Genomic DNA, 24,844 nt, shown 5'->3' with positions numbered 1-24,844 from the left:
CGGCCTTCGGAGAGTCTGGGAATCCGATGTGCCGATCAGAGCTCTGGTCGTCCGCACGGCGGCATCGACCGGACCTGGCTGCGGCACCTCTTTCTCCATGAAACCGACGTGGCCGATCCCCTTGATCACGGACGCTTTCATGTCCGCCTACCCTCCTCGAATGGTCGACGGGGTCACTGGCTGAAGGCGGGACGGTCGGTGAGGGTGAGCTGGGTCGTGCGTTCCTGGCCACCGGGTCCGCGGACGGTGATGTTGATCGTGTCGCCGGGGTTGCGGCGGCGCAGCGTGCCGAGGAAGTCCTCAGGCCGCCGGGTCGGTTCGGCGTCGACGGCGAGGATGAGATCGCCGGGTTGCAGGCCGGCGTTCGCGGCGGGCCCGCCGGCGACGATCGCAGCGACGATGACCCCGTCGGTTCCGGGGAGGTTGAGCTGGGCGGCGATCTGGGGGGTGATCTGGGTCGGTTCGAGCCCGGCGAAGGCGTGCCGGGCGCGTCCAGTGGTGAGCAACTGTTCGGCAACGTCGACGGCGGTGGCGGCAGGAATGGCGAAGCCGATGGACACCGCTCCGGCCTGTGGCGGAATGTAGGCCTCGCTGATCCCGATCACTTCGCCGCGGGCGTTGACGAGGGCGCCGCCGCTGTTGCCTGGGCTGATCGGGGCGTCGGTCTGGATCAGGTCGACCAGGGCCTGGGTCTCCGCGGCGGTGCCGGGGATCTCGCGGTGGAGCCCGGAAATGACGCCGGCGGTGACGCTGTTCTCGAAGCCCAGTGGGCTGCCGATCGCGATGGCGAGCTCGCCCACCACGGGTAGCTCGGTCCGGAATCGGGCCACCGGCAGATCGCGGCGGTCGGTCTGCACCAGAGCCAGGTCGGTGATGACATCGACCGCCTGGACCGTGCCGGGGTAGCGCCGGCCGTCGGCGAAGCCGAGCTGCACGGTCGACGCACCGCGCACGACGTGCTCGTTGGTGAGGATGAGCCCGTCGGCGGTGTAGACGACGCCGCTGCCGTTGCCGCCGCTCGTGAGGACCTTGACCACGCTCGGCAAGAGCTCTGCCGACACGGCGGGTACGTCGGCCAGGCTGCCGGCGGGCGCAGGAGCGGGCACGGCCGGAGGGGTCGGTGGGGGTGCCGTCGGTTGCGCCGGCGGAGCCGTGCAGGACGCGGCGAGGAACAGAGCCACCAGCCCGGCGGCCTTAGTAGTCGACTGCATCACGTTGCAGGGGGCAGGTCATGCAGTGTCCGCCTCCGCGGCCACGGCCGAGCTCGGCGCCGACGATCGTGATGACCTCGATGCCGGCCTTGCGCAGCTGGGAGTTGGTGTACGTGTTGCGGTCGTAGGCGACGACGACGCCGGGTTCGAGTGCGACGAGGTTGTTGCCGCTGTCCCACTGGCTGCGTTCGGCGGCGTAGGCGTCGCCGCCGGTCTCGACGACGCGCAGCTTCGTCAGGTTCAGGGCTTCGGCGACGACGTCGAGGAAGGAGATCTTCTCCTCGGTGACGTCCACCGGATCCTTGTCACCGGGTCGCAGGGAGAAGGTGTGGATCCCGTCGGTGATGTCCGGGTAGACGGTGACGCAGTCGCGGTCGGCGAAGGTGAACACGGTGTCCAGGTGCATTGCCGCGCGCAGCTTCGGCATACCGGCGATGATCACCCGCTCAGCGGCGCCCTCGGCGAACAACCGGGCGGCGAGCTGTGTGATCGCTTGCCGGGAGGAGCGCTCGCTCATCCCGATCAGGACGACCCCGTTGCCGACCGGCATGACGTCGCCGCCCTCGAGGGTGGCCAGGCCCCATTCCTGCTCGGGGTCGCCCCACCAGATCCGGGCGCCCGTGAAGTCGGGGTGGAAGGTGTAGATCGCCTTCATCAGCAGGGTCTCGTCGTGGCGGGCGGGCCAGTAGAGGGGGTTCAGCGTGACGCCGCCGTAGATCCAGCACGTCGTGTCGCGGGTGTAGAGCATGTTGGGCAGCGGCGGCATGAGGTACTCGGGAACGCCGGTGGACTCCCGGGCGAGTGCGACGTAGCCGGGCCGGAAGTCGTCCGGGAGGTCGGCGGTGGACAGCCCTCCGACGAGGTGTTCGGCCAGCTTCCGGTTGTCCATCTCGTCGAGGTAGGCCCGGGTGTCCTCGACGAGGCCGACGCCGACCTCGTTCGCCACGATCTTGCGGTCGAGCAGCCAGGTCTTCGCTTCCGGGATGGTGAGCATTTGGGTCAGGACGTTGTGCAGCTCGACGACCTCGCCCCCGCGTTCGCGGATCTTGCTCATGAAGTCGAAGTGGTCCCGGCGAGCGTTCTGCACCCACATCACGTCGTCGAACAGCAGCTTGTCGCAGTTGGTGGGGGTCAGGCGCATGTGGGAGAGCCCTGGCGCGCATACGAGGACCTTCCGCAGCGTGCCGACCTCGGAGTGCACGCCGTACGCTGCGGCCGGCCGCGGTGTGGTGGCGGTCATGGGCGGTTCCTCCTAGATGGTGATCAGGCCGGCGAGGGCGGTGAACTCGACACCGGTATCGCCCATGTCGGTCGCGGGCGGCCCCAGAACGAGCCGGGCGACGACACCAGCGCGAGCTGGAGCGGGCCGTCCAACGCGTCCAAGCCGAACAGCGCGAGTGAGCCGCCGATCAGGACGACCAGCGTGACGACGGGGATGACCGCGTCGACCACGGAGGGGTCGCGGACATCCTCGACCCTGGTCATCGCGCCCGGCCTGCGCCCGCCTGTGCACGTTCGCCGCTTCGCTCGGCGGTCAGTGCGACCACGATCGCGTCGACGCCGGCGATGATGACGTAGATCCCGATCAGGTTCACCAGCAGGAGCAGTTCCCGCCCGGGTGAGCTGATGGCCCACAGACCGAGTCCGAGCTCCACGACTCCGGCGAGCAGCCCGAACCACCACAGCTCCCGAGCCCGGGTGGCTACGGAGTCGACGATCCGGACGACGCCGTTGATGACCAGCGACCAGGCCGTGACCAGGGCGAGCACGAACAGCGTGAGGGTCGGCCAGAAGAACGCGGCGAGGCCCGCGGCGATCCCGACGACGCCGCCGAGGTACGCGAGCCACCGCCAACCCTTCTCGACCTCGGAGGCGAGCCCGAGCTGGACCACACCGCCCACGACCAGCGCGATCCCGGCGAGCACGGCCACGGACGCGAGCGCAGCAGGGCGCAGGCTCATCACCAGCAGCCCGTACACGACAGTGAGCAGCCCGAACACGACCAACCCCAGCCGACGCCACGGCAAGATCGGCCGCCGCGTCGGCCGCTCGCTCGGCGGCCCGATGGGCTGCGTTCGGGCCTGCTCGGCAGCCGGCGGCTGGACTCCGTCCGGGGCCGGCGGCTGCGAGGAAGCTGATGTGGGAGAGGTTTGCGGACCGGACACGGCGCACTCCTCCATCTGATCCACCGCGTGCAGCGCAATGAGCAGGAAGCCCACTGTCGTCCCTGCTCGGCGCGCCCGACGTCCTCCGCAAGGGGTGAATTCGCCCCGCGCCGCGCACCCAGCCGGGCCGGGGGGACGGTCGCCGGCCCGGCGGTCACGCCAGAGCAGTAGTCCCGACGGGCAGCCCGAACTCATCCCGCGCGGACGACCCCCGGCGCGCGCCGGACGGGCAGAGTGACCCTTACTGGGTCCGCTCCCGCTGCTCGTGGGGTGTCCGTCGACGTCGATTCCTGCGCGGCTGGGCCGAGGCGTTGCTGCGGACTACAGCGGGGCCCACACCGACTCTGCTGTGCCAGTGCCTGCGACCAGGTAGGTGACGATGGAGGCGGAACAACCCGATGACCCTGACATGGCGCAGGCCGAGATGGCGGATCAGGCGGCCTCCCAGAACGGCGTTCCAGTCGATACCGGCCGGGCCGCGGTGGCCGTCCTTGCTGGTCGCGGCCGTCGTCACGCTTGCTGGCTGCGGAACTGTCGATCCGCCCGAGTTCGTCAAGACCCGCGACAGCAACTACGGCCAGATCGGTGACGTGCGCCTGCTGCACGTGCACGTGGCCACTCCGCCGCGGGAGGGTTGGCAACCGGGGGGCACCGCGCCGCTGCACCTGACGGTCACCAACGACGGTTCCACGGGGGTCGCGTTGACCGGAATCAGCAGTCCCCGCGCGGCCCGCGTGGTGCACGAGGCCACCGGCGGAGCGACCGACGTGATCCGCATCCCCGTGGAGCCGGGCGACACGGTGTCGTTGCAGGAAAACGACACCGATCGGCTGGCGCTCGAGGGGCTTACCGAACGGCTCCTGGGCGGGCTCACCATGCCAGTCACGTTCACCCTCGACACCGGGGAAAGCGTGACGCTCGCGGTGCCGGCCCAGATCTCCGACAAGCCGGCGCGCTGATGCAACCCCTCCCGATCCGAAACGGCCAGACGACCGGGCTCGCCGCCGAACTCACCCCCTACGGACGATCCCGCAGCAGCATCCACTGGGCAGGGTGATCTCGCCCGATTTCGGCACCGAAAGACGCAGGCCCGGGGAAAGGAGTCGCGACGTGTTTCCACGACGCGTCTCCCCGACGCCACGAGTTCCGGGTGGCCGGGCGGCTGTCCGACGAGACTCGGGGGCGTTCCCGGACATGAAGGTGATTGACGTTCCCGGCGAGACACTCATCTGCGGCGACGTCGTCGACGAATCCCACCGGCTCGGGGTGTTGGCGCTGATCCAGAACCTCGGACTGCGCGTCGTGTCGATGAACCAGGTACAGGACTGGTCAGGGTGGAACCGCCGAGAGGATACCGCGCCGTTCTTCACCGTGTTCGCGCGCGCCGTTCGCCGTCTTCTGCTTCATGCGTCCGGCGCTGAGCCTGCTGCACGGAGTCACCGCAAGATCGAGGACGTCGAGCGGGTGGCGACCCACCAGTCACCAGGACGGGAGTGAGCTGACCATGGCCGACACGGTTCCCTCGGCTGCCGACACCTCGGTCGCGCCCACCACCTCGGGCGCCGACACCTCGGTTACCGCGCAGGGCAAGATGAGCCTGCCCACCCTGACCGGCATGGTGGTCGGCGGCATGGTCGGCGCGGGCGTGTTCTCGCTGCCGGCGCGCTTCGGCGTGGCGACCGGCATCCTCGGGTCGCTGATCGCCTGGGTGATCGCGGGGGCGGGGATGCTGATGCTCGCCTTCGTCTTCCAGAACCTCGCCATCCGCAAGCCCGATCTCGATTCCGGGGTCTTCATCTACGCAAAGGCCGGCTTCGGTGACTACGTCGGCTTCAACTCCGCGTTCGGCTTCTGGGCCAGCGCGGTCGTCGGGAACACCTTCTACTGGGTGTTCATCACCGCGACCCTCGGCGCGTTCTTCCCCGCCTTCGGTGACGGCGACACCGTCGTCGCGGTGGCGCTCTCCACCGTCGGTGTCTGGCTGTTCCACTACATGATCGCGCGGGGAGTCCGCGACGCAGCCGTGATCAACCGGATCGTGACGGTCTTCAAGATCCTTCCGATCCTCGTCTTCATCGTCGTGCTGTTCTTCGCCTTCGACGCCGGCATCTTCTCCGACAACTGGATCGCCACCGGCTACGGCGACCTCGGCTCGCTCGACGAGCAGGTTCGCAACACCATGATCATCACGACGTTCGTCTTCCTCGGTATCGAAGGCGCCAGCGTCTACTCCCGCTACGCCAAGAAGCGCCAGGACGTCGGCAAGGCGACCGTCCTGGGCTTCCTGAGCGTGCTGTCGATCTTCGCCCTGGTGACGCTGTCGAGCTACTCGGTGATGACGCAGCCACAGATCGCCGCGACCCGCCAACCCTCGATGATCGGCCTCTTCGAGCACGTCGTAGGAGACTGGGGCCGCTGGTTCATCAGCGCCGCCGTCATCGTCTCCGTCCTCGGCGCCTACCTCGCCTGGACCCTGATGGCCGCCGAAGTGATGTACATCCCGGCCCGCAACGAGGACTTCCCGGCCTTCCTCGGCAGGGAGAACGACAAGGCAACGCCGATCACCGCTCTCGTCGTCAGCTCGCTGGCGGTCCAGGCGCTCCTCGCCGTGACCGTCGTCCTGACCGACGCGCTGAACTTCATGCTCGATCTGTGCACCAGCCTTGCGCTGATCCCCTACTTCCTCGCCGCCTCGTACGCGCTGAAGCTCGGCCTCACGGGCGAGTCCTACGAGAACGTTGACGCTAGGACTCGCCGCAAGGAGGCGATCATCGCCGGGGTCGCGACCGCTTACACGGTGTTCCTCTTCGAAGCCGCCGGTTTGAAGTTCCTGCTGCTGTCGACCGTGATCCTCGCCCCGGCCACGCTGCTGTACATCAAGGCGCGCAGCGAGCGGGGCCGCCGGCTGTTCACCGCCACCGAGATGGCGCTCTGCGCCGTCATCGTAGCCGCCGGCATCACCGGGGTCGTCGGCCTGTGGACCGGCTTCATCACCATCTGAGCCAGCGTCGTGAGCCCACCGTGTCCAACTCGAGCCTGATTCGAGCGAGCCCGATCCTTGGAGTCGACATGAACCGCATCGGAGTCGTGGGGACGATCGTGCTCAGCCTGCTGGTGCTCGCCGGCTGCAGCTCGGGGCAGGCCGGCTCCCCGGCCCCCGACCGGGCGGGGATCGAGCTCGACGGCGTCGACGGGCAGGTGGGCCAGCTCCGGCTGCTCGGCGTCACCGTCGCATCCACCGGTGGACGAGGCAGCATGCACATCGCCGGGGACAGCGCCGCACTCCTCCTGACGATCGCGAACGATGGCAGGGCCGAGGACGCGCTCACCGGGACCAGGACCGATCTCGCCGACCAGGTTGTTCTCCTGAACGGCGATGCCTCGCCGGCTCCTCGCGTGGACGTGCCCGTGCCCCCCGGTTCGGTCGCGGTCCTCAGCGAGGTGACCGGACCGCACCTGGAGCTCTCCGGGCTGCGCGAGACCCTGCGCAGCGGCGTCAGCATCCCGGTCACCTTCGAGTTCCGCGACGCCGGCTCGGTCACCCTCGAGGTGCCGGTCCGCACCTACACCGACGTCCGACCGGACAAGTACCTGGAGCCTGCCTGACTCGTCGACCCGGGCGTGCGGTCGCTCACCGAGTGCCGCCTGCCGAGCCGCGTCCTGGTGCCGACCCCGCGCGACTCGCTCCGACCGGCTCACAACCGGGTGCCGAGCAGCCAGACCATGTACGCGACGTAGGTCGTCACGAACGCTGCTCCCTCGAGTCGACCCAGTCGTCGATGGGTGAGGAAGACAGGCACGCACACGACCGCGGCGGCCACCATGAGGACCAGATCCAGCGCCAGTACGTCCTCGGGTACCGGCACGGTCCCGGGTGCGACCAGCACGGTGGGCCCGAGGATGAGGGCGATGTTGAACACGCTGGAGCCGATGAGGTTCCCGAGGGCGATGGATCTGTCGCCTCGCACGGTGGAGACCAGGGTGGTGACGAGCTCCGGGGCCGAGGTGCCGACGGCCACGATGGTCAGGCCGATCACCGCGTCGCTGGCGCCGAGGTCGCGAGCGATCTCGACGGCGCCGTCGACCAGGTACTCCGATCCGATGACGACGACGGCAAGGCCGAGGACGAGCAGCAGCGCCCGGACCGCAACCGGCCGGGCCCGGGCTGGAGGAGTACTGGCCGTGTCGGGGTCGGGGCTCGGAGATGGGCCGTCGTCGGCGACGACGGCCGGCTGTCGTGACTCGCGGTGGGCGAGCGCGGCGAGTAGCGCCAGGTACGCGGCGCCGTAGAGGCACAGCCAGAGGCCGTCGGCGGTGGTGAGGTCACCGTCGACGGCCAGGACGAAGAGCAGCAGCGCCGCCCCGGTCATCGCGGGCAGGTCCAACCGCAGGGTCCGGGCCTCGAGCGCGATCGGCCGGATGAGCGCGCTCAGGCCCAGGATCAGCAGGATGTTGACCAGGTTGGTTCCCACGATGTTCCCCACGGCCAGGCCGGCGTTGCCCTGCTGAGCGGCGTTGAGGCCGATGGCCAGCTCGGGGAGGCTGGTGCCGAGCGAGACGATCGTCATGCCCACCACGAGCGGGCTGACGTTGAACCTGGCCGCCAGTGCGGATCCCTCACGCACCACCATCTCGGCGCCCACCACCAGAGCAGCGAGCCCGAGGATCAATGCCAGCACCGGGTTCACACCAGGCCCCTCCCGACGGCCGTGCTCCTCTCATCATCGGCGAGGAGCACCGCGAGCGTGCGCCGACCGCGGTGATGGCGACTCCCTCAGGATCGCTGGGGGGCCTGGTGACGGCACCTCATCCGCTCCGGGTGAAGTCGGGCATCCGACATCGAGCGAGCGTGGGCGGCAACCCGCGGCAGCTGCCCGTTGATCGTGAAACCGTCGCGTTCCGACCCGCTGGAGGCCGCATGACTCTCCACACCGACATCCCGACGCGATCCGAGATCGAGCGGCTGCTCGCCGTGCGTGGCCCCAGCTGCGTCTCGATCTACCTGCCGACGAGCGTGATCACGCAGGACGCCCAGGCCGACCGGATCGAGTTGAAGAACCTCGCGGCCACGGCGATCCGGCAGCTGGAGGCTTCCGGCGTCGCGCCGACCGCGATCGCGAGCGTGCGCGACGAGTTGGGCGATCTCGTCGACGACGACGACTTCTGGGCCGTGCAGGCGCGCAGCCTCGCCGTCTTCGCCGCGGCCGGGTGGGTCCGGACATTCCGCCTCCCGAACCGGTTGTCCAGCGTCGTCGAGGTAGCGGATCGCTTCTACCTCACGCCGCTGCTACGGGCCGTGACGTTCCCGCAGGCGGCGTTCGTCCTGGCCCTCGCAGCCGGCTCGGTCAGGCTGGTGGAGGTGACGCCCGAGGGACCGTCGTTCACCGTCGACGTCCCCGGACTGCCCACCGATGCGGCGAGCTCGGCGGGCAAGGCGTCGATCGCTGATCGTTCCCCGATCCGCCGGATCCAAGGCTCGGAGGGGCAGAAGATCAGGCTGCGCCAGTTCGCCAGGAAGGTCGACCAGGCCGTGCGTGGTGTCCTGTCCGGGCTCGAACTGCCGCTCATCCTCGCCGCGACCGAGCCGCTCGACTCGATCTACCGGTCGCTGAACAGCTACCCGCACCTGGTCGAGCGGGGCATCGGGGGGAATCCCGAGGGCGTGCCCGATGAGCGCCTCGCCGCGGCGGCGCGACCGCTGTTGGACGAGGTGTACGCGGGTCAGCTGGCCGCGGTCAGGGACCTGTTCGAGCTGCGGTTCGAGCAGGGGCGCGCGTCAACCGATGTGGCGACGTTGGCCCGGGCGGCGACCCGCGGCGCGATCGACACGCTGTTGGCCGACATCGACGTGAAGCTGCCCGGCTTCGTGGACGACGAGACGGGCGCGGTCACGTTCGCCCAGGACGATGCCGCCAGCTACGGCGTCGTCGACGAGATCGCTCGGCAGGTGCTGCTCTCCGGGGGCCGCGTGCTCGCGGTGCGTGCCGCGGACGTCCCCCACGGCGGACCGGTTGCAGCGATCCTGCGATACGCCCTGTGACCTGCTCAGGGCGCCCACGGGCTCCAGGCGCGGTGTGTCCGCTTGGCAACTGACGGCGGCTTCGCGCCCTGTCCCGCTTGCCTCGAGCACGTCGAAGACCAGGAAGGAAGCTGGCGCCTCGGTCGCCGCGTGTGGGGTTGCGAGCCGGCCCTGCGGCGCGGTGAAGTCGAGCCGACCGGCGCGGCACACCACTTGCTCGCCGTCGAGCACGACGTCGCGGAACGATGCGCGGAGCGCGTCAACCACCTCAGGGAAGAACCGGGTGAGCAGTCGCAGCTGCCTCGACTGCAGCCGCACACCATCCTCGGCGACGGAGGCGATAGCCCGAATAGTTGACTGAACTCCGACCCTTAGTCTGAGTCCGGTTCGGCGGTGATGATCACCGCCTGGTTGATGTTGCCGGGTGGGTGGCCTCGTTGGACGGCATGACCGATATCGGGACCGAAATCAGCGCAGGTCTCATCCGTCACCTGCTGCGGGACCAGCATCCGGACCTGGCCGAGCTGCCTCTCCGCGAGGTGGAGGGCGGCTGGGGCAATCAGATGTGGCGCCTCGGGGACGAGCTGGCCGTGCGGATCCAGCGCATGGAGACCGACCCCGATCGCCAGCTCAAGGAGCGCCGGTGGCTGCCCCTGCTCGCCCCACGCCTGCCGCTGCCGATCCCCGTCCCGGTGCGAAGTGGTGAGCCCTCCGAGCGTTTCCCCAAGCTGTGGACGGTCATGACGTGGGTGCCGGGGCTGCCGCTAGACCGCGGGTCGATTACCCGCGGCGAGCACGCGGCCGAGACGCTGGCGGCGTTCCTGCGGGCGCTGCACGTGACAGCGCCCGCCGACGCACCGGTCGATACGACGGGCCTTGGCGCGCATCCCAAAGACTCCACGAGCGGCTTCAAACAGTTCTTCGACTCCGTCGACGCTGGCACGATCGGCGCCGAGGCCGCCGACGTCTGGGCCGTCTGGGACGACGCCGTCGCGGCCCCCGCATGGGAGGGTCCGTCGGTGTGGGTGCACGGCGACTTGCATCCGGCGAACGTCGTCGTCGTGGACGGGACGTTGGCGGGCGTTGTCGACTTCGGCGAGCTGTTCGTCGGCGACCCGGCGTCGGACCTGGCGGCTGCCTGGGTGTTGCTGCCGGCGGGCGCGGCCGCCCGCTTCTTCGCCGCGTACGGGGAGGTTGACGAGGCGACGGTCCGGCGCGCCCGCGGGCTGGCCGTGCTGAAGAGCCTCTTCCTGATGCTGATGGGCCAGAACGGGGATCGCGGCCTGCCCGGCGGTAAGCCGGCGTGGGGTCCGGCGGGACGGGGGGCGCTCGACCGGGTTCTGAGCGAGCGTCTGACCCGATTCCACGAGTAGATCGGCGGCATGTGCCGGCGACTGGGCCTGCGGCTGCCGCCGCTCACTGAGCTGATCTGATCAGGGGAGCTGATCGGGATGGGGTGCGGCGTTGTGGAGGCGGGAACCGCTGAACTCCACCGTTGATCCGCGTTGACGGGACGGCACTGGCAGGCACCAGTAGTGGTGGCGAGGCAGTGGGAGGGCATTACGAGCGCTGACACGGCTCCCCTGCGTGGGGGAGCAGGCCGGGGAGTCGGGCGAGCTCGTGCCGCCACGCGGTGGCGGTGTTGAACTCTGCGCCGAGGTCTGGCAGCTCGGCCATGTCCGCCTCCGGTAGGTCGGTGAGGGTCCCTCCGGCACTGACCACCTTCAGTGACAACCGGGCGAGCTGATCGACGCTGATCGCCTGCAGGACGGCCTGCTCGATGGTCGCCGCCGCGCTGGTGAGACCGTGGGCGCGGAGCACGACGACCGGCCGGTCTCCCATGGAGGCGACCATCTCGACGGCGAGCCTGCGGTCCCGCAGGAGCACCCCGCGAGGGTGGACCGGCACACCACCGGCGGCGAGCCGGGTGCCCGGGATGTCGAACGCACCGATGATGGGGCGGATCCTGATGCCTGCGAGGTCCGCGGCGACGACCTCGGGCGGGTGCGCGTGCACCACCGCGGTGACGTCCGCTCGGGCGCGTAGGACCTCGACGTGCAGGGGCAGCTCGGTCGGCGGGGTGTACCCGCCGTCGAGCTCACCGCGCGCGCCTTCCCGGCCCTCGAGATCGACGAGCCGAACGTCCTCCGGGGTCGTGAACGCGAGCCCACGCTCCCGTGGCCCGCGGCATCGGACCAGGAGCCGCTGGTCATCCACGCGCACACTGATGTGCCCGAGGACGCCGTCGGCGAGCCCTCGTCCGGCGAGCACCCGGCACGCCGCGGCCACGAGCTCGCGCAGAGGTGCGAGCTCGTGGCCCAGCGGGGTGCCCGACCCACCGTCGCGGCTACTGACCCTCACGCGGGACTCCCTCCACTTCGGCCGGTCTTACACCGTGGGCGGCGGTGGCTCGCGCACTGCGCGCCGTCCAGCCGATGGCTCCGAGCCGCTCGGCCGGCCCCGCCCCAGCACATCGGCGGCTCGACGCCGTCCCGAGGGGCCGCGCCGCCGGACGGGATGCGAGCCGCATGCGGCAACAGGCGTGAGCTGCAGCTCTGTGAGATCGCGCCGGCCTTACTTCGGCTGGCAGACCACGTCGACCAGCGCCGGCCCGCCGGCCGCCTGCACGTGCGCGGCGGCGCGGCGAACCGCGGCCTCGACCGCTGCCGGGTCCATGATCGGGCCCTCGGCGTACCACCCGAAGCCCTTCGCCACGGCCGCGAAGTCCGGGGCCGGGTCGGAGATCGCCATACCGATGTGCGCGCGGTCGACCGGCGTGCCGCGCTGCGCCGCCAGCTTCTCCTGGTGCTCCCAGTCGTTGTAGTAGGCGCGGTTGTTGAACATGACCACGAGCAGTGGCAGCCGGTAGCGGCTCGCCACCCACAGCGCGCCGACGTCGAACATGAGGTCACCGTCGGGCTGCAGGTCCACGACGAGCCGGCCGGTGCCCTTGTGGGCGAGCGCCACCCCGAGCGAGATGCCGATCTGGGTGGCCGTGCCCAGCTGCTTGCCGGGGTGCCGGTGCGGGGCGTCGAAGTCCCAGAGGCGCAACGCCCACTCCGCGGCCGTGCCGGCGGTGAGCACCCAGTCGTGCTCCCGGACGACGTTCCACACCGCAGCCGCGAGCTGCGCGGTGGCCACCGGCGTCTCCCCGGCGACTTCGGCCGCGTGCTGGGTCCAGCCGGCCCGGGTGTTCTCGTGCACCTCGGTCAACCTGCGCGTCCACGCGGCGCGCTGGGCCGCACGCTGGGCGTCGTCCTCGGCCAGCAGGGCGCGGCACTCCTCGATCAGCAGCGGGAGCGCGACGGCCGTGTCGGCGACGACGGTGTGGTCGGCCGGGATGAGCTGGGCGTAGTCCTCGCTCCAGGACGAGATGCCCATGTCGCCGAAGCCGATCGAGAGCACGCGGCAGCCCGGCGCGAGACGGGAGACGTTCCGCCGCGCGAGCCGGTCGGTGCGGTGGGTGGGCTTGACCATGTCCTTCACGTCGACGAACAGCACGCAGTCGGCCTCGTCGACGATGTCGGTGTCGCTCACGCACAGCGGGTGGCGGGTGGGGAAGTTGAGCCGCCAGTGCGTGTCGAGCGCGCCGATCCCGACCAGCTCGGCAAGGTCGACGAGGTGCCCGAACGACGCCGGGTCCCGCCCCGGGTAGGCCAGCACCATCACCGGCCGCTCCGCCGCGCACAGCTGCTCCGCGAGCGCCCGCAGCGCTGCCGGGTCCGGCGCCACCGGGGACGGCGCGGCGGCGAGCGCGGCGACGTCGTCCACGGGCACCGGCTCGGTGACCCGGTCCTCCTGGAGCCCGGCATCCAGGGCGACGTACGTGGGGCCGGCCGGCCCGGTGGTCGCGATGCGGTGGGCGCGTGCGAGCACGCTCGGCACGGATTCGATCGAGCGGGGCTCGTGGTCCCACTTCGTGTACTCGCGGACCGCCTGGCCCTGCACGTTCGCGGAGTGGATCCAGTCGATGTAGGGCCGGCGCCGGTCGTGGTCGGCCGGCCCGGAACCGCCCAGGACCAGGACGGGCGCCCGGTCGATGTAGGCGTAGTAGATGCCCATCGTGCCCTGCAGGAGCCCGACCAGGTCGTGCAGCAGCACGCCCATCGGCCGTCCGGTCGCCTTCGCGTAGCCGTGTGCCAGCGCGACGGCGATCTTCTCGTGCGGGCACTCGATCATCTGCATCTCGTCGCCCGCGTAGTTGACGAGCGAGTCGTGCAGGCCGCGGAACGAGGAACCGGGGTTGAGCGCGATGTAGGGCAGGTGGAGCTCGCGGAGGGCGTCGACCATGACGTCGGAGCCCCAGACCGCCTTGTCGTACGGTGCCCAGGAAGGATGGGCGCTGCTCGTCGTCATCGACCGCTCCAGTCGGGGTCCTCGGGAGGCAGGGTGATCGTGATCGTCTTCTCGCGCGTGTAGGAGAGCAGCTCCTCGTGCGCGTTCTCCTTGCCCAGGCCGCTGTGCTTCCAGCCGCCGAAGGGCGAGCCGGGCGGACGGCGCCCGGTGCCGTTGACGTAGACGTAGCCGGCCTGCAGCCGGTCGGCCAGCCGGTGCGCGACGCCCAGGTCGCGCGTGTAGACGTTCGCCGTGAGCCCGTAGTCGGTGTCGTTGGCGCGACGGACGGCGTCGTCGAGATCGGAGAAGCCGAGCACCGCCATGACCGGCCCGAACACCTCCTCGCGCGCGATCGGCATGTCGTCGGTGACGTTCGTGAACACGGTCGGCTCCACGAAGTAGCCCCGGTCCAGCCCGGCCGGCCGGGAGCCGCCCGCGGCGAGCGTGGCGCCGGCGCCCTTCGCGCGGTCGACGTGGTCGAGCACGCGCGCGTGATGGGCGGCGAACGCGAGCGGGCCGACGTCGTTCGCCTCGTCGCACGGGTCGCCGACGCTCAGCGCGCCCACCCGCTCGAGCAACGCGTCCGTGAACTCCGCGCGGATGCTGTCGTGCACGTAGATCCGCGAGGTCGATCCGCAGGACTGCCCGTTGCTGCGCGCGATGTTCATGCTCGCGACGGCGTCGTGGGCGGCCTTGCGGACGTCGATGTCGGGACACACGATCAGCGGGTTCTTGCCGCCGAGTTCGAGGGTGACGTGCGCGAGGTTCTGCGCGGCGGCCGCCATGATCGCGCGTCCGGTGGGCACCGAGCCGGTGAACGCCACCCGCTGCACGCCCGGGTGCGCGACGAGCGCCTGGCCCAGCTCGGCGCCGGTGCCCGTGACGACCGTCAGCACGCCCGGCGGGAGCACCGCCTCGGCGACCTCGGCGAGCGCGATCGCCGACAGCGACGTCTGCTCGCCCGGCTTGACGACCACGCTGTTGCCGGAGGCGAGCGCGGCGGCCGCCTTGCCGCAGGCGAACTTGAAGGGGTGGTTGAACGGCACGATCCGCACGACGACGCCGTAGGGCTCGCGCTGGGTGGACGACACGGTCCCGGCGGCGGTCGGTGTGCTGGTCCCGTGCGTCTGTCCGGCGAGGCCTGCGAAGTAGTGCAGCTCCCGCACGGTCGACTCGAGGTCTCCGCGCATGCCGGCGATCGGGTTGCCGCTGTCGAGCGTGTCCAGGACGGCGAGCGGTTCGGCGACCTCGGCGACGGCGGCGGCGAGGTCGCGCAGCAGGGCCGCGCGCTTCGTCCAGCCCAGCGCTCGCCACGCCCCGGCCGCCTCCTGCGCGGCCTGGACGGCGAGGTCGGCGTCGGCAGCGCCGCCCGCCGGCACCGTGCCGAGCAGCTCCTCCGTGGTGGGATCGATGCAGTCGAGGCGGGCACCGGAGGCGGCGTCGCGCCACCGCCCGCCGATCGACATCTGCGCGTGCACCGGCGCGCGACCGCGTCCGACCCGGCCGAGGACGCTCATGCCGGCGCCGTCCGCACGTGGACGACCGCGAGCTGTCCGTCCTGCGCCGCGGCCAGCCCCTTCGCGAACGCGCCGGCGAGCTCGTCGGGCTCGGTGACCGTGCCGGCCGTCCAGCACCCGTACGAGGCGGCGAGGCCGTCGATGTCGACCGCGGGGTCTGCGATGCGCATCCCGATCCAGCTGTTCGTCTCCGGCCGGCCACGCTCGCGGGCGACGGCGGCCTGGTGCGGCTCGTCGTTGTAGAAGGAGCCGTTGTCGTTGACGACCAGCAGCCCCGGGATCCGGTAGTGCACGGCGGTCCAGAGCGCGCCGGCGGCCATGAGGAGGTCGCCGTCGCCGACGATCCCGACGCCGAGCAGGCCCCGGTCCCGGGCCGCGAGGGCCCCGCCGACGAACGCCCCGGGCCCGTATCCGACGCCACCGCCGCCGGAGTGGCCGAGGTAGCTCCCGGCGCCGGGCAGCTCCCAGATGCCCTCGGGCCAGCTGCGGGTGTTGCGCAGGCAGAGCAGGTGCGGCACGTCCCGCACGACGTCCCACAGCTCCGCGACCATGCGTGCCGGTGCGATCGGCCGGGCGTTCCACGTCGTCCGGCGCGCGGCCGCCGCCCGCTCGCGCCGGATGAGCACCTGCGCTCCGACCTCCTCGCGGCGAGCGGATGCGTCCGGCGCGCGGTCCCGCAGCGCGGCCAGCAGCTGGCGCGCCCCGGTGAGCGGGTCGGCGAGCAGCTGGGCGGCCCGCGGGAACGGGGTCTGGAACGCGTGCGACCAGGACCGCTGATCCAGGTGCCCGGTGGAGACGTCGACGATCGCCGGCTGGACGACCGGCCCGTCCGTGCGGCTCCGGTCGCGGCGGCGCAGCCGGCCGGGCACGTCGGGCAGCCCGATCGCGAGCACGACGTCGGCGCGCTCGAACCAGCTCGCGTCGCCCGTGCCGTTCAGCGGGTGCGCTGTGGGGAAGGAGACCGTGTTGCGGTCGTCGTGGTACGCGGCGCCGAGCAGTTCCACCAGCTCGACGAGCACGTCCGTGGCGGCGGGATCCCAGTCCAGCGCGCCCGCGGTGACGACCGGGCGCCGCGCGGCGAGCAGCACGTCCACGGCCCGCTCGACGCTCGCCGCGTCGGCGGCCGGAGGAGGCGCGGGGGCGTGCAGCTCCAGGTCGGGGAGCGGCACCGGCTCGGCGAGCGGAGCCTCCTGCACCCCGGCGTCCAGCGAGACGTACGCCGGGCCCCGCGGGACGCTCGCCGTCCGCCGGTGCGCGGCCAGCACGTCGGCGACGAACGCCGCGGGCGTGGCCGGTTCGGCGTCCCAGGTGACGAAGTCGCGCACGAGCTGCGCCTGGGTGGTGGCCGAGTGGATCCAGTCGATGGGACGGCGCAGCGCCGGGTCCACCGGCCCGCTGCCGCCCAGCACCAGCAGCGGCACCCGGTCGCAGAACGCGTCGTAGACGGCCATCGAGGCGTGCATGAGCCCGACGAGGTCGTGCACCGCCGCCACGCCCACCTGCCGCGAGCCCTTGGCGTAGCCGTGGGCCAGGGAGACCGCGATCTCCTCGTGCAGGCACAGCATCAGCTGCGGATCGGTGTTGCCGCCGTGGTTGACCAGTGAGTCGTGCAGGCCCCGGAACGACGAGCCGGGGTTCAGCGGGACGTAGCGGGTGCCGAGCGCCCGCAGCAGGTCCACCACCAGGTCGCTGCCGTACGCGGCGGGCGCCGGCGCGTTCTCGACCGGCCTCTCGACCGCACTCATCGATCAGGCCCGGGCGAGGTCGGCAGCCGCGGTCTCCGACCGGGGCGCGGGCTCGAGCACCTTCACGTTGTCGTAACCCAGGTGCTTGAACAACCGGTTCTGGAAGCTGAGCAGCCGCAGCGGCGTGCCGTCGGCCGCGAAGTGCTGGGCCACGGTGTTCTGCGGGACGTACAGGACGTCGCCCTGGGAGAACTCGTGGCGCGTCGGCTCCTTCGCGATGTGCGCGTAGTACCGCTCGGCGATCTCGGCCTGCACCTCCCAGTGCAGCGAGTAGCCGCCGCCGTGGAGGGCGTAGAGGACCTCGTCAGCCATCTTCCAGTAGCGGGCCGTGCGGCTGCCCGCGTCGACGGCCCACTCGAACGCGTCCACGCTGAACAGGCGCGCGTGGTCGGTCTGCGGGCTCGTCATCACGCGGATGCGGCCCAGCTCGGTGTCCTCCCAGACCGTGTCCTCGACGCCGATCACCTTGGTGCGGTCGAGCACGCCGGGCGTCCAGATCTGCGACCAGTCCTCGCGGGGGCCGAACTCGTCCGGCCGGTCGACCGGGCCGCCCCGCCCCTGCTGCAACAGGCCGAGGAACATCCAGCTGCTCTTGGCCTTCACGACGAGGGTCAGCGCCTTCTCGTCGTAGGGGTTGAAGTGCCGGTGCACCGAGTCGGTGTGGACGAAGACGAAGTCGCCTTCCTTCCAGTCGTAGCGCTGGTCGTCGTGGATCTCGTAGCCGGCGCCGGAGAGGATGTAGAACGCGGCTTCGTTCTGGTGGCCGTGGCCGCGGTTGCTGCCGTGCCCGTCGATCTCGACGAAGTGCACCTGCAGCGTCTGGGTCAGGAACTCCTCGTCGCCCGGGCCGATCCGCCACCACGTGCGCGACTGCTTGTTGCTGCCCGAGTGGGCCACGGCCTCGCCGTGGTCGGTGACGACGGTGTCGTCGCGGACCCGCGCCCGCGCCAGCTGCTCCCGGCGGAACGCCTCGAGCTCGTACTTGTCGGACTCCAGACCGCGCACGAACACGCGACCGTCTTCACCCACGGTGGCCTCCTCTGCGCGGCGTCGGCGCCGCCGCTCGGCGACTAAGGTCTACTGGTAAGACCATTGAGTGTCAAGGTTCTTTGACAGGTGACAGGAAGGGTCTTACGGTCTTACCAATTATTGCCGACAGGGAGGCCCGATGGCTAAGGACGCGCTCGTCACCGACGACCTGGCGGCGAAGTTCGCCACCGAGAAGGACTCGCCGTACACGCGGTGGGTGGCAGCGGAGGGCCTCGACATCATCGCTGCCCACTACGTGCCCGACCTGCGCACCGTCGAGCTCAAGCCGTGGGAGCGGCGTGGCGGCCGCGGCGTCTTCATCAACCACGAGGCCACCCGCACCTCCAACGACTGCTACGTCTGCGAGATCCCCGCGGGCGGGCAGCTCGCGCCGCACCGGCAGCTGTGCGAGGAGATGGTGCTGGTCCTGGACGGGCACGGGTCGACGCGCGTCTGGAACGACGCCGGCGCAGAGGTCACCTTCGAGTGGCAGCCCGGATCGCTGTTCGCGATCCCGCTGAACGCGAACCACCAGCACTTCAACGGATCCGGGCAGCGGGCAGCACGCTTCGTCGCCTCGACGAACCTGCCGCCCGTCCTGAACCTCTACGACGACGTCGACTTCGTGTTCGGCACGGCGCACGACTTCCCGAAGCGGTTCGCCGGCGAGCCCGACTACTTCGCCCCGAAGGGCGAGCAGAAGGGCCTGTTGCTCGACACCAACTTCGTCGCCGACGCCGCCAACCTGCCGCTCATCGAGGCCAAGGAGCGCGGCGCGGGCGGCGGGCACATCCGCTTCGCCATGGCCAAGGGATCGATGAACAGCCACATCTCGCAGTTCCCGACCGCGACGTACAAGAAGGGGCACCGGCACGGCCCCGGAGCACACGTGATCATCCTGTCCGGCGAGGGCTACAGCCTGATGTGGCCCGAAGGCGAGGAGCCGCGGCGCTACGAGTGGGGTCCCGGCAGCCTGATCGTCCCGCCGAACATGTGGTTCCACCAGCACTTCAACAGCGGCACCGAGCCAGCCCGCTACCTCGCGTTCAAGCACGAGGTCGTCTCGGTGCGCAACGCGCAGGGCGTGCCGAAGGCGTGGATCAGCCAGCGCGTCGGCGGCGACCAGATCGACTACGCCGACGAGTCGCCCTACGTCCGCGAGACGTTCCGCGCCGCGCTGGCCGAGCACGGGATGGAGCCGAAGATGGACGCCGCCTACGAGGCCGAGTTGGCGACGCTGCCGCCGAAGCCGCAGGAGACGGTCGCGGTCTGAGGTGGAAGCGCGCACGGTCCACTCCGCTCACGTCCCGGGGCACGACCACGACCACGACGACGAGCCGCTGAGCCCGATCGAGGACAACCCGATCTGGCAGCAGGACAACGTCGTGCTGGCCAGCGTCGGGATGGACATCGGCTCGTCCGGTACGCAGGTCGTGTTCTCCCAGCTGCACCTGCGGCGCATCGGCGAGGACCTGACCAGTCGCTACGTGGTGGTCCGACGCGAGACGCGGTACCGCTCACCCGTCGCGCTCACCCCGTACACGAGCGCCGAGCTCATCGACGCCGCTGCGCTCGGGTCGATCATCGACCGGGCGTACGGCGAGGCGCGCGTCGACCCGGCCGAGGTCGACACCGGGGTCGTCATCCTCACCGGCGAGGCGCTGCGCCGGCGCAACGCGGAGGCGATCGCGCGCATCCTCGCCGACCGCGGCGGCGCCCTGGTCACCGCGACGGCGGGGCACAACATGGAGGCGATGCTCGCCGCGTACGGCTCCGGCGCGGCCCAGACCTCCTACGACACCGGCTCGCGCATCCTCAACATCGACATCGGCGGCGGTACCACCAAACTCGCCGTGCTCGACCGCGGCCGGATCGTCGCGACGGCTGCGGTGCACGTCGGCGGGCGGCTGCAGGTCGTCGACGAGGACGGCACGATCGTCCGCCTCGACCCGGCCGGCGCCACCCACGCCGACCGGGCGGGCCATCACTGGCAGCTCGGGGGCACCGTGCGCGACGGCGAGTGCGATCGCGTGGCGGAGTCGATGGCGGACGTCGTGGTGGCGGCGGTCACGGGCCGGGCCGAGGCTGCGCCCTTCCTCCTCACCGACACCCTCGGCGACCTCGGACGCATCGACGGAGTCATGTTCTCCGGCGGTGTGGCGGAGTACGTCTACGACCGGGAGAACGCGCAGTTCGGCGACCTCGGCCGCCCGCTCGGGCAGGCCATGCGGCGGCGCATCGACGCGGGCGCGCTGCCGTGGCCGCTGCTCCCCGCCGGGGAGTGCATTCGCGCGACCGCGCTCGGCGCGTCGGAGTACAGCGTGCAGCTCAGCGGGAACACCTGCTGGATCTCCGACCCCGACGCCCTGCTGCCGCGCCGCAACCTGCAGGTCGTCCGGCCCGCGTGCGTGCTGGGCGAGACGGTGGACCCCACCGCGGTCGCGTCCGCCGTCCGCCGCCACCTCGTCGCCCTCGTCGCCGACGGCCCGGACGGCGACCTCGCACTGGCGATGTCCTGGACGGGGACGCCCAGCTATGCGCGGCTCCACGCATTCGCCCGCGGCCTGCGCGCCGGCCTCGCCGAGCGGATCGACCGCGGCAGGCCCGTCTACCTCGTCCTCGACGGCGATGTCGCCATGACGCTGGGAAGGCTGCTGACCGAGGAGCTCGACGTGACCGGCGAGCTGCTCGTCCTCGACGGGTTGCACCTGCGCGACTTCGACTACGTGGACATCGGCCGGCTGCGCTACCCGTCGAACACGGTTCCGGTGACGATCAAGTCGCTGGTGTTCGGGGACGGCCTCGCGCCGAGCTGAGCGGAACGGGCGGTCGGAGTCAGCGGACTGTCTGCTCCGCTCCCTCTGCACCGGCGACCCGGGAGGCGGTCCGGTTGAGGTGAACGCTCATCAGCTCGGTGGCGCGGGGGACGTCGCGCGCGGCGACGGCGTCGACCAGCGCGCGGTGCTCGTCGGCGCCGCGGCGCCCGTGCGTGGGCTCGGAGGAGCGGGCCTGCTGGAGGGAGCGGATCATCGGGTCGTGCAGTGACTCGGCGAGCAGGGTGATCGCGCGGTTGTGGGTGGCGCGCGCGAAGCGGGTGTGCCACTCCGCGGACAGGGCGAGCGGGTAGTCGTCGGCCTCGAGGGCGGCGCTGCTGCGGTCGCAGATCTCGTACAGCGCGGCGACGTCCTCGTCGGTGGCCCGCTCGCAGACGAGCGGCACGAGCCCGAGCTCGAAGACCATGCGCGCCTCGGTGACCTCCATGGCGCTGAGGCTGGAGAGCGAGATGAGGTCGGCGATGCCCTCGCCGACCATCCGGCTGCTGGGCGCGGTGACGAAGGCGCCGCCCCGCGCTCCGACGCGGATGTCGACCAGTCCGTTGGCCTCGAGCACCCGCAGCGCCTCGCGCACGGTGACCCGGCTGACGCCGAACCGCTCGCACAGCTCCCGCTCGGACGGGAGGCGGTCACCGGCGGTGAGCTGACCGGAGCGGATCAGCAACCGGATCTGGTCGACGATGACCTCGGAGATGCGACCGACGCTCACGCGGCTGAGCAGGTCGCCCTTGTTGGAGGTCGCACCGCCGTCTGTGGCGGGGGATGTCGTTCCGGGCCTCGGCACGCCCGCAGTGTATGCCCAATGGACAGTCCATCGAACGGTACGGGCGGCACCAAACGCCACGAACCTGACGCTGGCTCCGGGGAGACCCTCATGGTCTAATGGACAGACCATCTGCAGGAGAGGACGTCTCAACCGTGCCGAAGGTGATCTACGTCGGCAGCGACGGGCAGGGGCACGCCGTCGATGCCGTCATCGGGGAATCGGTGATGGCAGCGGCCGTGAAGAACGGCGTTCCGGGCATCGTCGGCGAGTGCGGCGGCAACGCGTCCTGTGCGACGTGCCACGTCTGGGTGCGGGCCGAGTTCGTGCCGCTCGTCGGCGAGCCGAACGACATGGAGGAGGACCTCCTCGATCTCGCGGTGTCCGAACGCCGCGACGGGAGCCGGCTCTCGTGCCAGGTCCCGGTGACGGCGGAGCTCGACGGGCTGACCGTCGACGTGCCGCCCGAGCAGCCCTGAGCGTCGCGGCGTTGACCGCGGCCAGCTATTTGGTATAACTGTTAGTCCGCCCCGGCGTTCCGTCCCGAGAGGGAGTCATCCGTGCTTCGTCCCGACATCAACGAACTGCTGACCCGCACCGGCCCGGGGACGCCCATGGGTGCGTTGTTCCGGCAGTACTGGATGCCGGCCTGCCTGGCCGAGGAGCTCCCGGAGGACGACTGCCCGCCGGTACGGCTCAAGCTGCTGTCCGAGCGGCTCATCGCCTTCCGCGACACCGACGGGCGCTACGGGCTGATCGACGAGTTCTGCGCTCACCGCGGCGCGTCGCTGTGGTTCGGCCGCAACGAGGAGCGCGGGCTGCGCTGCCCGTACCACGGGTGGAAGTACGACGTCACGGGCCAGTGCGTGGAGGTGCCGTCGGAGGCGGACAACTCGAGCTTCTGCCAGAACGTCAAGCTCACGGCGTATCCGCTGGTCAAGATCGGCGACATCCTCTGGACCTACATGGGGGACCCGGCGAAGCAGCCGCCGCTGCCGGAGTTCGAGTTCGCGCTCGTGCCGCCGGAGCAGACCTACACGTCGAAGCGGCTGCAGCAGTGCAACTGGCTGCAGGCCTTCGAGGGCGGCATCGACTCCAGCCACGTCACGTTCCTGCACTCGGGCGGGCTGAAGACCGATCCGCTGTTCAGGGGGGCCAAGGGCAACGAGTACAACCAGAACGACAAGAAGCCCTTCTTCGAGGTGGCCGACTCCGACGGCGGACTGTTCGTCGGAGCGCGTCGCAACGCCGAGGAGGGCAAGTACTACTGGCGGATCACGCCGTGGGTGATGCCGGCCTTCACGATGGTGCCGCCGCGCGGGGACCACCCCATCCACGGGCACTTCTGGATCCCCATCGACGACGAGAACTGCTGGACCTACAGCTTCGACTACCACCCGGTCCGCGCGCTGACGACGGCCGAGCGGCAGGCGATGATCGACGGCCACGGCGTGCACAGCGAGAACATCCCGGGCACCTACCGGCCGGTTGCGAACCGGGACAACGACTACCTGATGGACCGCGAGAAGCAGCGCAGCGGCGAGTACTACTCGGGGGTCAAGGGCATCGCGATGCAGGACGCGTCGCTGCAGGAGAGCATGGGCCCGATCGTCGACCGGTCCAAGGAACGGCTCGTCCCCGCCGACGCCGGGATCATCAAGGCCCGCCAGAAGCTGCGCAAGGCGGCCATCGCGCTGCGCGACCACGGCACGACTCCGCCCGGTGTGGATCCGGAGCACCACCGCGTGCGCTCGGCAGCCGTCGTGCTCCCGCACTCCGAGTCCTTCCTCGACGCCTGCCGCGACGACGTGCGCGTGAAGCCCGGCATGCCGATCGCGTCGGTGTGACCCGTGGCCCCCCGAGTGGTCGATCCCAGCATGCCCGGCAGCTGCGCCCGCGCGGCCACGGCCGCCGAGGCCCGGTTCCGCATCGACCGGCCGGTCGCTCCGGCGCGGGCGCCGCGGATCGTCGCACTCGACGACGGCGCGGCCGAGGTGGTCCGTCGGACCGCGGCGCTGCCGTGGGCGAACGCGCGGTTCTCGGTGTGCGAGGCGACCGACGGCGCGGACGCGGTCCTGCTGCGCGGCGTCGACGGCGGCACGGCGACGCTCGCCGACGAGCTGGCCAGCGCCGACGTCGTGGTCATGATCGCGACGAGCGACGCGGGCGCTGGCTGCGCGCACACGATCGGCAAGGCCTGCTGGCAGCGCGCGGTGCAGACCGCGGGGCTCGTCGTGTCGGACGGCCCCGGGTCCGCCCGGGCCGTCGCGGCGCTGCGCCCGCACGCGCGGGTGCTGCTGCCCGGCGCCGACGAGAGTGACGTCGTCGACCTGCTGACGGCGCTGCGCGCCTGACCGGAGAGGACGAGGACGGACGCCATGGCCGAGCACGAGAAGACCACCCTGCGAGCACTGCAGCGGTACAAGGACGAGGGCCGCAAGATCGTCGGCGTCGTCGCGTGGGACTACCAGATCGCGCGGCTGGCCGACCGGGCCGGCGCGGACCTCGTGTCCGTGGGCGACACGGTCGGGGTGAACCTCTGGGGCCACGCCAACCCCTTCGAGATCACGATGGACGAGATGCTCACCGTGGCGCGCGCGGTGCGCCGCGGCGTCTCGCGGGCCCTGGTCTGCGTCGACTTCCCGTACGGCCCCGTGCAGGAGGGCACGACCGAAGCCGTCCGCGCGGCGATCCGGTTCGTGAAGGAGGCCGGGGTCGACCTCGTCAAGGTCGACGGCGCTGCCGATCACCTCGACGCGGTCACCGCGATCACGCGCGCCGGGATCCCGGTCTTCGCGCAGTTCGGCATCACGCCCCAGACCGCGCTGCGCTACGGCGTGGAGTACCGCTCCACGCCCTCGGCCGCCGACCAGGTGCCGGTCGAGCTGACCGAGGAGCTGGTCGCCGAGGCGCGGCGGCTGGAGGCCGCGGGCGCGGTGCTGCTCAACTTCACGAACTCGGGGCCGGTGGTCGGTGCGGCGGTGGCCGCGGCCGTGTCGGTCCCGGTGCTCGGCGGCTTCGGCGGTGGGCCCTGGTTGGACGGGCGGATGCGCATGGCGCACGCCGCCATCGGCTACGCCGCGAGCGCCGTCGACGACGCGCCCGACACCTACGCCAACGTCGCCCGCACGACGCTGGACGCCCTGACCCGCTACGCCGACGACGTGCGGGCGGCCCGCCAGCTCCCCGGGGGTCTCCCCGTTCCCACGCCGTGACCTGAGACTCC

General features: G+C 71.2%; 23 protein-coding genes and 1 pseudogene. 12 read left to right on the top strand and 12 right to left on the bottom strand.

The annotated features are described in order from the left end of the window. Nucleotides 1-173: 173 nt before the first annotated feature. Genes FHX44_RS40115 through FHX44_RS40100 form a run of 4 tightly spaced genes read right to left on the bottom strand, consistent with a single transcriptional unit; the run spans nt 174 to nt 3,211 of the window. Complete coding sequence (locus tag FHX44_RS40115) at nt 174-1,211, bottom strand: S1C family serine protease (protein ID WP_147260539.1); 1,038 nt, start codon at nt 1,209-1,211, stop codon at nt 174-176. Continuing rightward, entirely contained in the window at nt 1,195-2,451 is a 1,257-nt protein-coding gene (locus FHX44_RS40110) for an arginine deiminase (protein WP_147260538.1), read from the bottom strand. The genes FHX44_RS40115 and FHX44_RS40110 overlap by 17 nt, the downstream gene beginning before the upstream one ends. A 23-nt stretch (nt 2,452-2,474) precedes the next feature. Then, the gene (locus FHX44_RS40105) at nt 2,475-2,696 is read right to left on the bottom strand and encodes a hypothetical protein (protein ID WP_147260537.1); all 222 of its coding nucleotides are present in this window, start codon (nt 2,694-2,696) and stop codon (nt 2,475-2,477) included. Continuing rightward, nucleotides 2,693-3,211, bottom strand: a complete 519-nt coding sequence (locus FHX44_RS40100; protein ID WP_147260536.1) for an HdeD family acid-resistance protein — start codon at nt 3,209-3,211, stop codon at nt 2,693-2,695. The genes FHX44_RS40105 and FHX44_RS40100 overlap by 4 nt, the downstream gene beginning before the upstream one ends. 656 nt (nt 3,212-3,867) lie before the next feature. Here FHX44_RS40100 and FHX44_RS40095 point away from each other — a divergent pair. From FHX44_RS40095 to FHX44_RS40080, 4 genes are all read left to right on the top strand, one after another. Then, entirely contained in the window at nt 3,868-4,335 is a 468-nt protein-coding gene (locus FHX44_RS40095) for a copper chaperone PCu(A)C (RefSeq protein ID WP_170309234.1), read from the top strand. Nucleotides 4,336-4,570: 235 nt separating this feature from the next. Further along, the gene (locus FHX44_RS40090; protein WP_147260534.1) at nt 4,571-4,873 is read left to right on the top strand and encodes a hypothetical protein; all 303 of its coding nucleotides are present in this window, start codon (nt 4,571-4,573) and stop codon (nt 4,871-4,873) included. A gap of 7 nt (nt 4,874-4,880) precedes the next feature. Continuing rightward, nucleotides 4,881-6,377, top strand: a complete 1,497-nt coding sequence (locus FHX44_RS40085) for a basic amino acid/polyamine antiporter (protein WP_147260533.1) — start codon at nt 4,881-4,883, stop codon at nt 6,375-6,377. Between the two features lie 68 nt (nt 6,378-6,445). Continuing rightward, nucleotides 6,446-6,982 (top strand): copper chaperone PCu(A)C, encoded by a 537-nt coding sequence (locus FHX44_RS40080; RefSeq protein WP_147260532.1) that lies wholly within the window; start codon nt 6,446-6,448, stop codon nt 6,980-6,982. An 89-nt stretch (nt 6,983-7,071) separates the two neighbouring features. On the opposite strand, the gene FHX44_RS40075 is transcribed toward FHX44_RS40080, so the two are convergent. Beyond that, nucleotides 7,072-8,064 (bottom strand): calcium/sodium antiporter, encoded by a 993-nt coding sequence (locus FHX44_RS40075; RefSeq protein ID WP_147260531.1) that lies wholly within the window; start codon nt 8,062-8,064, stop codon nt 7,072-7,074. 230 nt (nt 8,065-8,294) lie between these two features. On the opposite strand from FHX44_RS40075, the gene FHX44_RS40070 reads away from it, so the two are divergent. Next, nucleotides 8,295-9,416, top strand: a complete 1,122-nt coding sequence (locus FHX44_RS40070) for a baeRF11 domain-containing protein (RefSeq protein WP_147260530.1) — start codon at nt 8,295-8,297, stop codon at nt 9,414-9,416. 84 nt (nt 9,417-9,500) lie between these two features. On the opposite strand, the pseudogene FHX44_RS44375 reads toward FHX44_RS40070, so the two are convergent. Further along, nucleotides 9,501-9,737 (bottom strand): annotated as a pseudogene (locus tag FHX44_RS44375) (ATP-dependent DNA ligase); the annotation flags it as partial. Nucleotides 9,738-9,841: 104 nt separating this feature from the next. Here FHX44_RS44375 and FHX44_RS40060 point away from each other — a divergent pair. Then, nucleotides 9,842-10,768 carry a phosphotransferase gene (locus tag FHX44_RS40060; RefSeq protein ID WP_147261867.1) on the top strand — a complete coding sequence of 309 codons (927 nt, stop codon included), beginning with the start codon at nt 9,842-9,844 and terminating at the stop codon, nt 10,766-10,768. 187 nt (nt 10,769-10,955) lie between these two features. Here FHX44_RS40060 and phtC read toward each other — a convergent pair whose 3' ends face one another. The 5 genes from phtC to FHX44_RS40035 all read right to left on the bottom strand — a co-directional run bounded on the left by phtC (nt 10,956) and on the right by FHX44_RS40035 (nt 18,021). Then, nucleotides 10,956-11,756, bottom strand: coding sequence for a 3,4-dihydroxyphthalate decarboxylase (phtC, locus tag FHX44_RS40055; protein ID WP_246170848.1), 801 nt, complete (start codon nt 11,754-11,756; stop codon nt 10,956-10,958). Between the two features lie 213 nt (nt 11,757-11,969). Beyond that, nucleotides 11,970-13,751 carry a thiamine pyrophosphate-binding protein gene (locus FHX44_RS40050; protein WP_147260529.1) on the bottom strand — a complete coding sequence of 594 codons (1,782 nt, stop codon included), beginning with the start codon at nt 13,749-13,751 and terminating at the stop codon, nt 11,970-11,972. Continuing rightward, nucleotides 13,748-15,247 (bottom strand): aldehyde dehydrogenase family protein, encoded by a 1,500-nt coding sequence (locus FHX44_RS40045; protein ID WP_212612873.1) that lies wholly within the window; start codon nt 15,245-15,247, stop codon nt 13,748-13,750. Before FHX44_RS40045 ends, FHX44_RS40050 begins: the two co-directional genes overlap by 4 nt. Continuing rightward, nucleotides 15,244-16,992 carry a thiamine pyrophosphate-binding protein gene (locus FHX44_RS40040; RefSeq protein WP_147260528.1) on the bottom strand — a complete coding sequence of 583 codons (1,749 nt, stop codon included), beginning with the start codon at nt 16,990-16,992 and terminating at the stop codon, nt 15,244-15,246. Before FHX44_RS40040 ends, FHX44_RS40045 begins: the two co-directional genes overlap by 4 nt. Before the next feature lie 3 nt (nt 16,993-16,995). Then, entirely contained in the window at nt 16,996-18,021 is a 1,026-nt protein-coding gene (locus tag FHX44_RS40035; protein ID WP_147260527.1) for a cupin domain-containing protein, read from the bottom strand. 139 nt (nt 18,022-18,160) lie between these two features. Between FHX44_RS40035 and FHX44_RS40030 the strand changes: the two genes are divergently transcribed. Both FHX44_RS40030 and FHX44_RS40025 read left to right on the top strand, forming a co-directional pair. Further along, nucleotides 18,161-19,294, top strand: coding sequence for a cupin domain-containing protein (locus FHX44_RS40030; protein ID WP_147260526.1), 1,134 nt, complete (start codon nt 18,161-18,163; stop codon nt 19,292-19,294). A gap of 1 nt (nt 19,295) precedes the next feature. After that, nucleotides 19,296-20,837, top strand: a complete 1,542-nt coding sequence (locus FHX44_RS40025) for an ethanolamine ammonia-lyase reactivating factor EutA (RefSeq protein ID WP_147260525.1) — start codon at nt 19,296-19,298, stop codon at nt 20,835-20,837. Between the two features lie 19 nt (nt 20,838-20,856). On the opposite strand, the gene FHX44_RS40020 is transcribed toward FHX44_RS40025, so the two are convergent. Further along, a complete protein-coding gene (locus FHX44_RS40020) occupies nt 20,857-21,639 on the bottom strand; it encodes a FadR/GntR family transcriptional regulator (protein WP_246170847.1) in 783 nt (260 codons plus the stop codon). Between the two features lie 134 nt (nt 21,640-21,773). On the opposite strand from FHX44_RS40020, the gene FHX44_RS40015 reads away from it, so the two are divergent. The 4 genes from FHX44_RS40015 (at nt 21,774) to FHX44_RS40000 (ending at nt 24,833) form a co-directional block, all read left to right on the top strand. Next, a complete protein-coding gene (locus tag FHX44_RS40015) occupies nt 21,774-22,097 on the top strand; it encodes a 2Fe-2S iron-sulfur cluster-binding protein (RefSeq protein ID WP_147260523.1) in 324 nt (107 codons plus the stop codon). An 81-nt stretch (nt 22,098-22,178) separates the two neighbouring features. Next, a complete protein-coding gene (locus FHX44_RS40010) occupies nt 22,179-23,465 on the top strand; it encodes an aromatic ring-hydroxylating dioxygenase subunit alpha (RefSeq protein ID WP_147260522.1) in 1,287 nt (428 codons plus the stop codon). A gap of 3 nt (nt 23,466-23,468) precedes the next feature. Further along, on the top strand, nt 23,469-23,972 hold the full coding sequence (locus FHX44_RS40005; protein WP_212612872.1) for a hypothetical protein: 504 nt from the start codon (nt 23,469-23,471) through the stop codon (nt 23,970-23,972). Nucleotides 23,973-23,996: 24 nt separating this feature from the next. Beyond that, nucleotides 23,997-24,833 carry a 3-methyl-2-oxobutanoate hydroxymethyltransferase gene (locus FHX44_RS40000; RefSeq protein WP_147260521.1) on the top strand — a complete coding sequence of 279 codons (837 nt, stop codon included), beginning with the start codon at nt 23,997-23,999 and terminating at the stop codon, nt 24,831-24,833. Nucleotides 24,834-24,844 lie beyond the last annotated feature (11 nt).

The sequence above is a fragment of the Pseudonocardia hierapolitana genome (assembly GCF_007994075.1).
Lineage (GTDB): Bacteria > Actinomycetota > Actinomycetes > Mycobacteriales > Pseudonocardiaceae > Pseudonocardia > Pseudonocardia hierapolitana.
The sequence above is the reverse complement of the archived record's forward strand: the minus strand, read 5'-3'. Positions and strand labels throughout refer to the sequence as shown.

What these genes read in the sequence shown, in the direction of transcription:
- FHX44_RS40070 (WP_147260530.1), top strand. Translation starts at nt 8,295, where the DNA reads ATGACTCTCCACACCGACATCCCGACGCGATCCGAGATCGAGCGGCTG.
- FHX44_RS40060 (WP_147261867.1), top strand. Translation starts at nt 9,842, where the DNA reads ATGACCGATATCGGGACCGAAATCAGCGCAGGTCTCATCCGTCACCTG.
- FHX44_RS40115 (WP_147260539.1), bottom strand. Translation starts at nt 1,211, where the DNA reads ATGCAGTCGACTACTAAGGCCGCCGGGCTGGTGGCTCTGTTCCTCGCC.
- FHX44_RS40030 (WP_147260526.1), top strand. Translation starts at nt 18,161, where the DNA reads ATGGCTAAGGACGCGCTCGTCACCGACGACCTGGCGGCGAAGTTCGCC.
- FHX44_RS40105 (WP_147260537.1), bottom strand. Translation starts at nt 2,696, where the DNA reads ATGACCAGGGTCGAGGATGTCCGCGACCCCTCCGTGGTCGACGCGGTC.
- FHX44_RS40045 (WP_212612873.1), bottom strand. Translation starts at nt 15,247, where the DNA reads ATGAGCGTCCTCGGCCGGGTCGGACGCGGTCGCGCGCCGGTGCACGCG.
- FHX44_RS40090 (WP_147260534.1), top strand. Translation starts at nt 4,571, where the DNA reads ATGAAGGTGATTGACGTTCCCGGCGAGACACTCATCTGCGGCGACGTC.
- FHX44_RS40110 (WP_147260538.1), bottom strand. Translation starts at nt 2,451, where the DNA reads ATGACCGCCACCACACCGCGGCCGGCCGCAGCGTACGGCGTGCACTCC.
- FHX44_RS40085 (WP_147260533.1), top strand. Translation starts at nt 4,881, where the DNA reads ATGGCCGACACGGTTCCCTCGGCTGCCGACACCTCGGTCGCGCCCACC.
- FHX44_RS40080 (WP_147260532.1), top strand. Translation starts at nt 6,446, where the DNA reads ATGAACCGCATCGGAGTCGTGGGGACGATCGTGCTCAGCCTGCTGGTG.
- FHX44_RS40040 (WP_147260528.1), bottom strand. Translation starts at nt 16,992, where the DNA reads ATGAGTGCGGTCGAGAGGCCGGTCGAGAACGCGCCGGCGCCCGCCGCG.
- FHX44_RS40050 (WP_147260529.1), bottom strand. Translation starts at nt 13,751, where the DNA reads ATGACGACGAGCAGCGCCCATCCTTCCTGGGCACCGTACGACAAGGCG.
- FHX44_RS40000 (WP_147260521.1), top strand. Translation starts at nt 23,997, where the DNA reads ATGGCCGAGCACGAGAAGACCACCCTGCGAGCACTGCAGCGGTACAAG.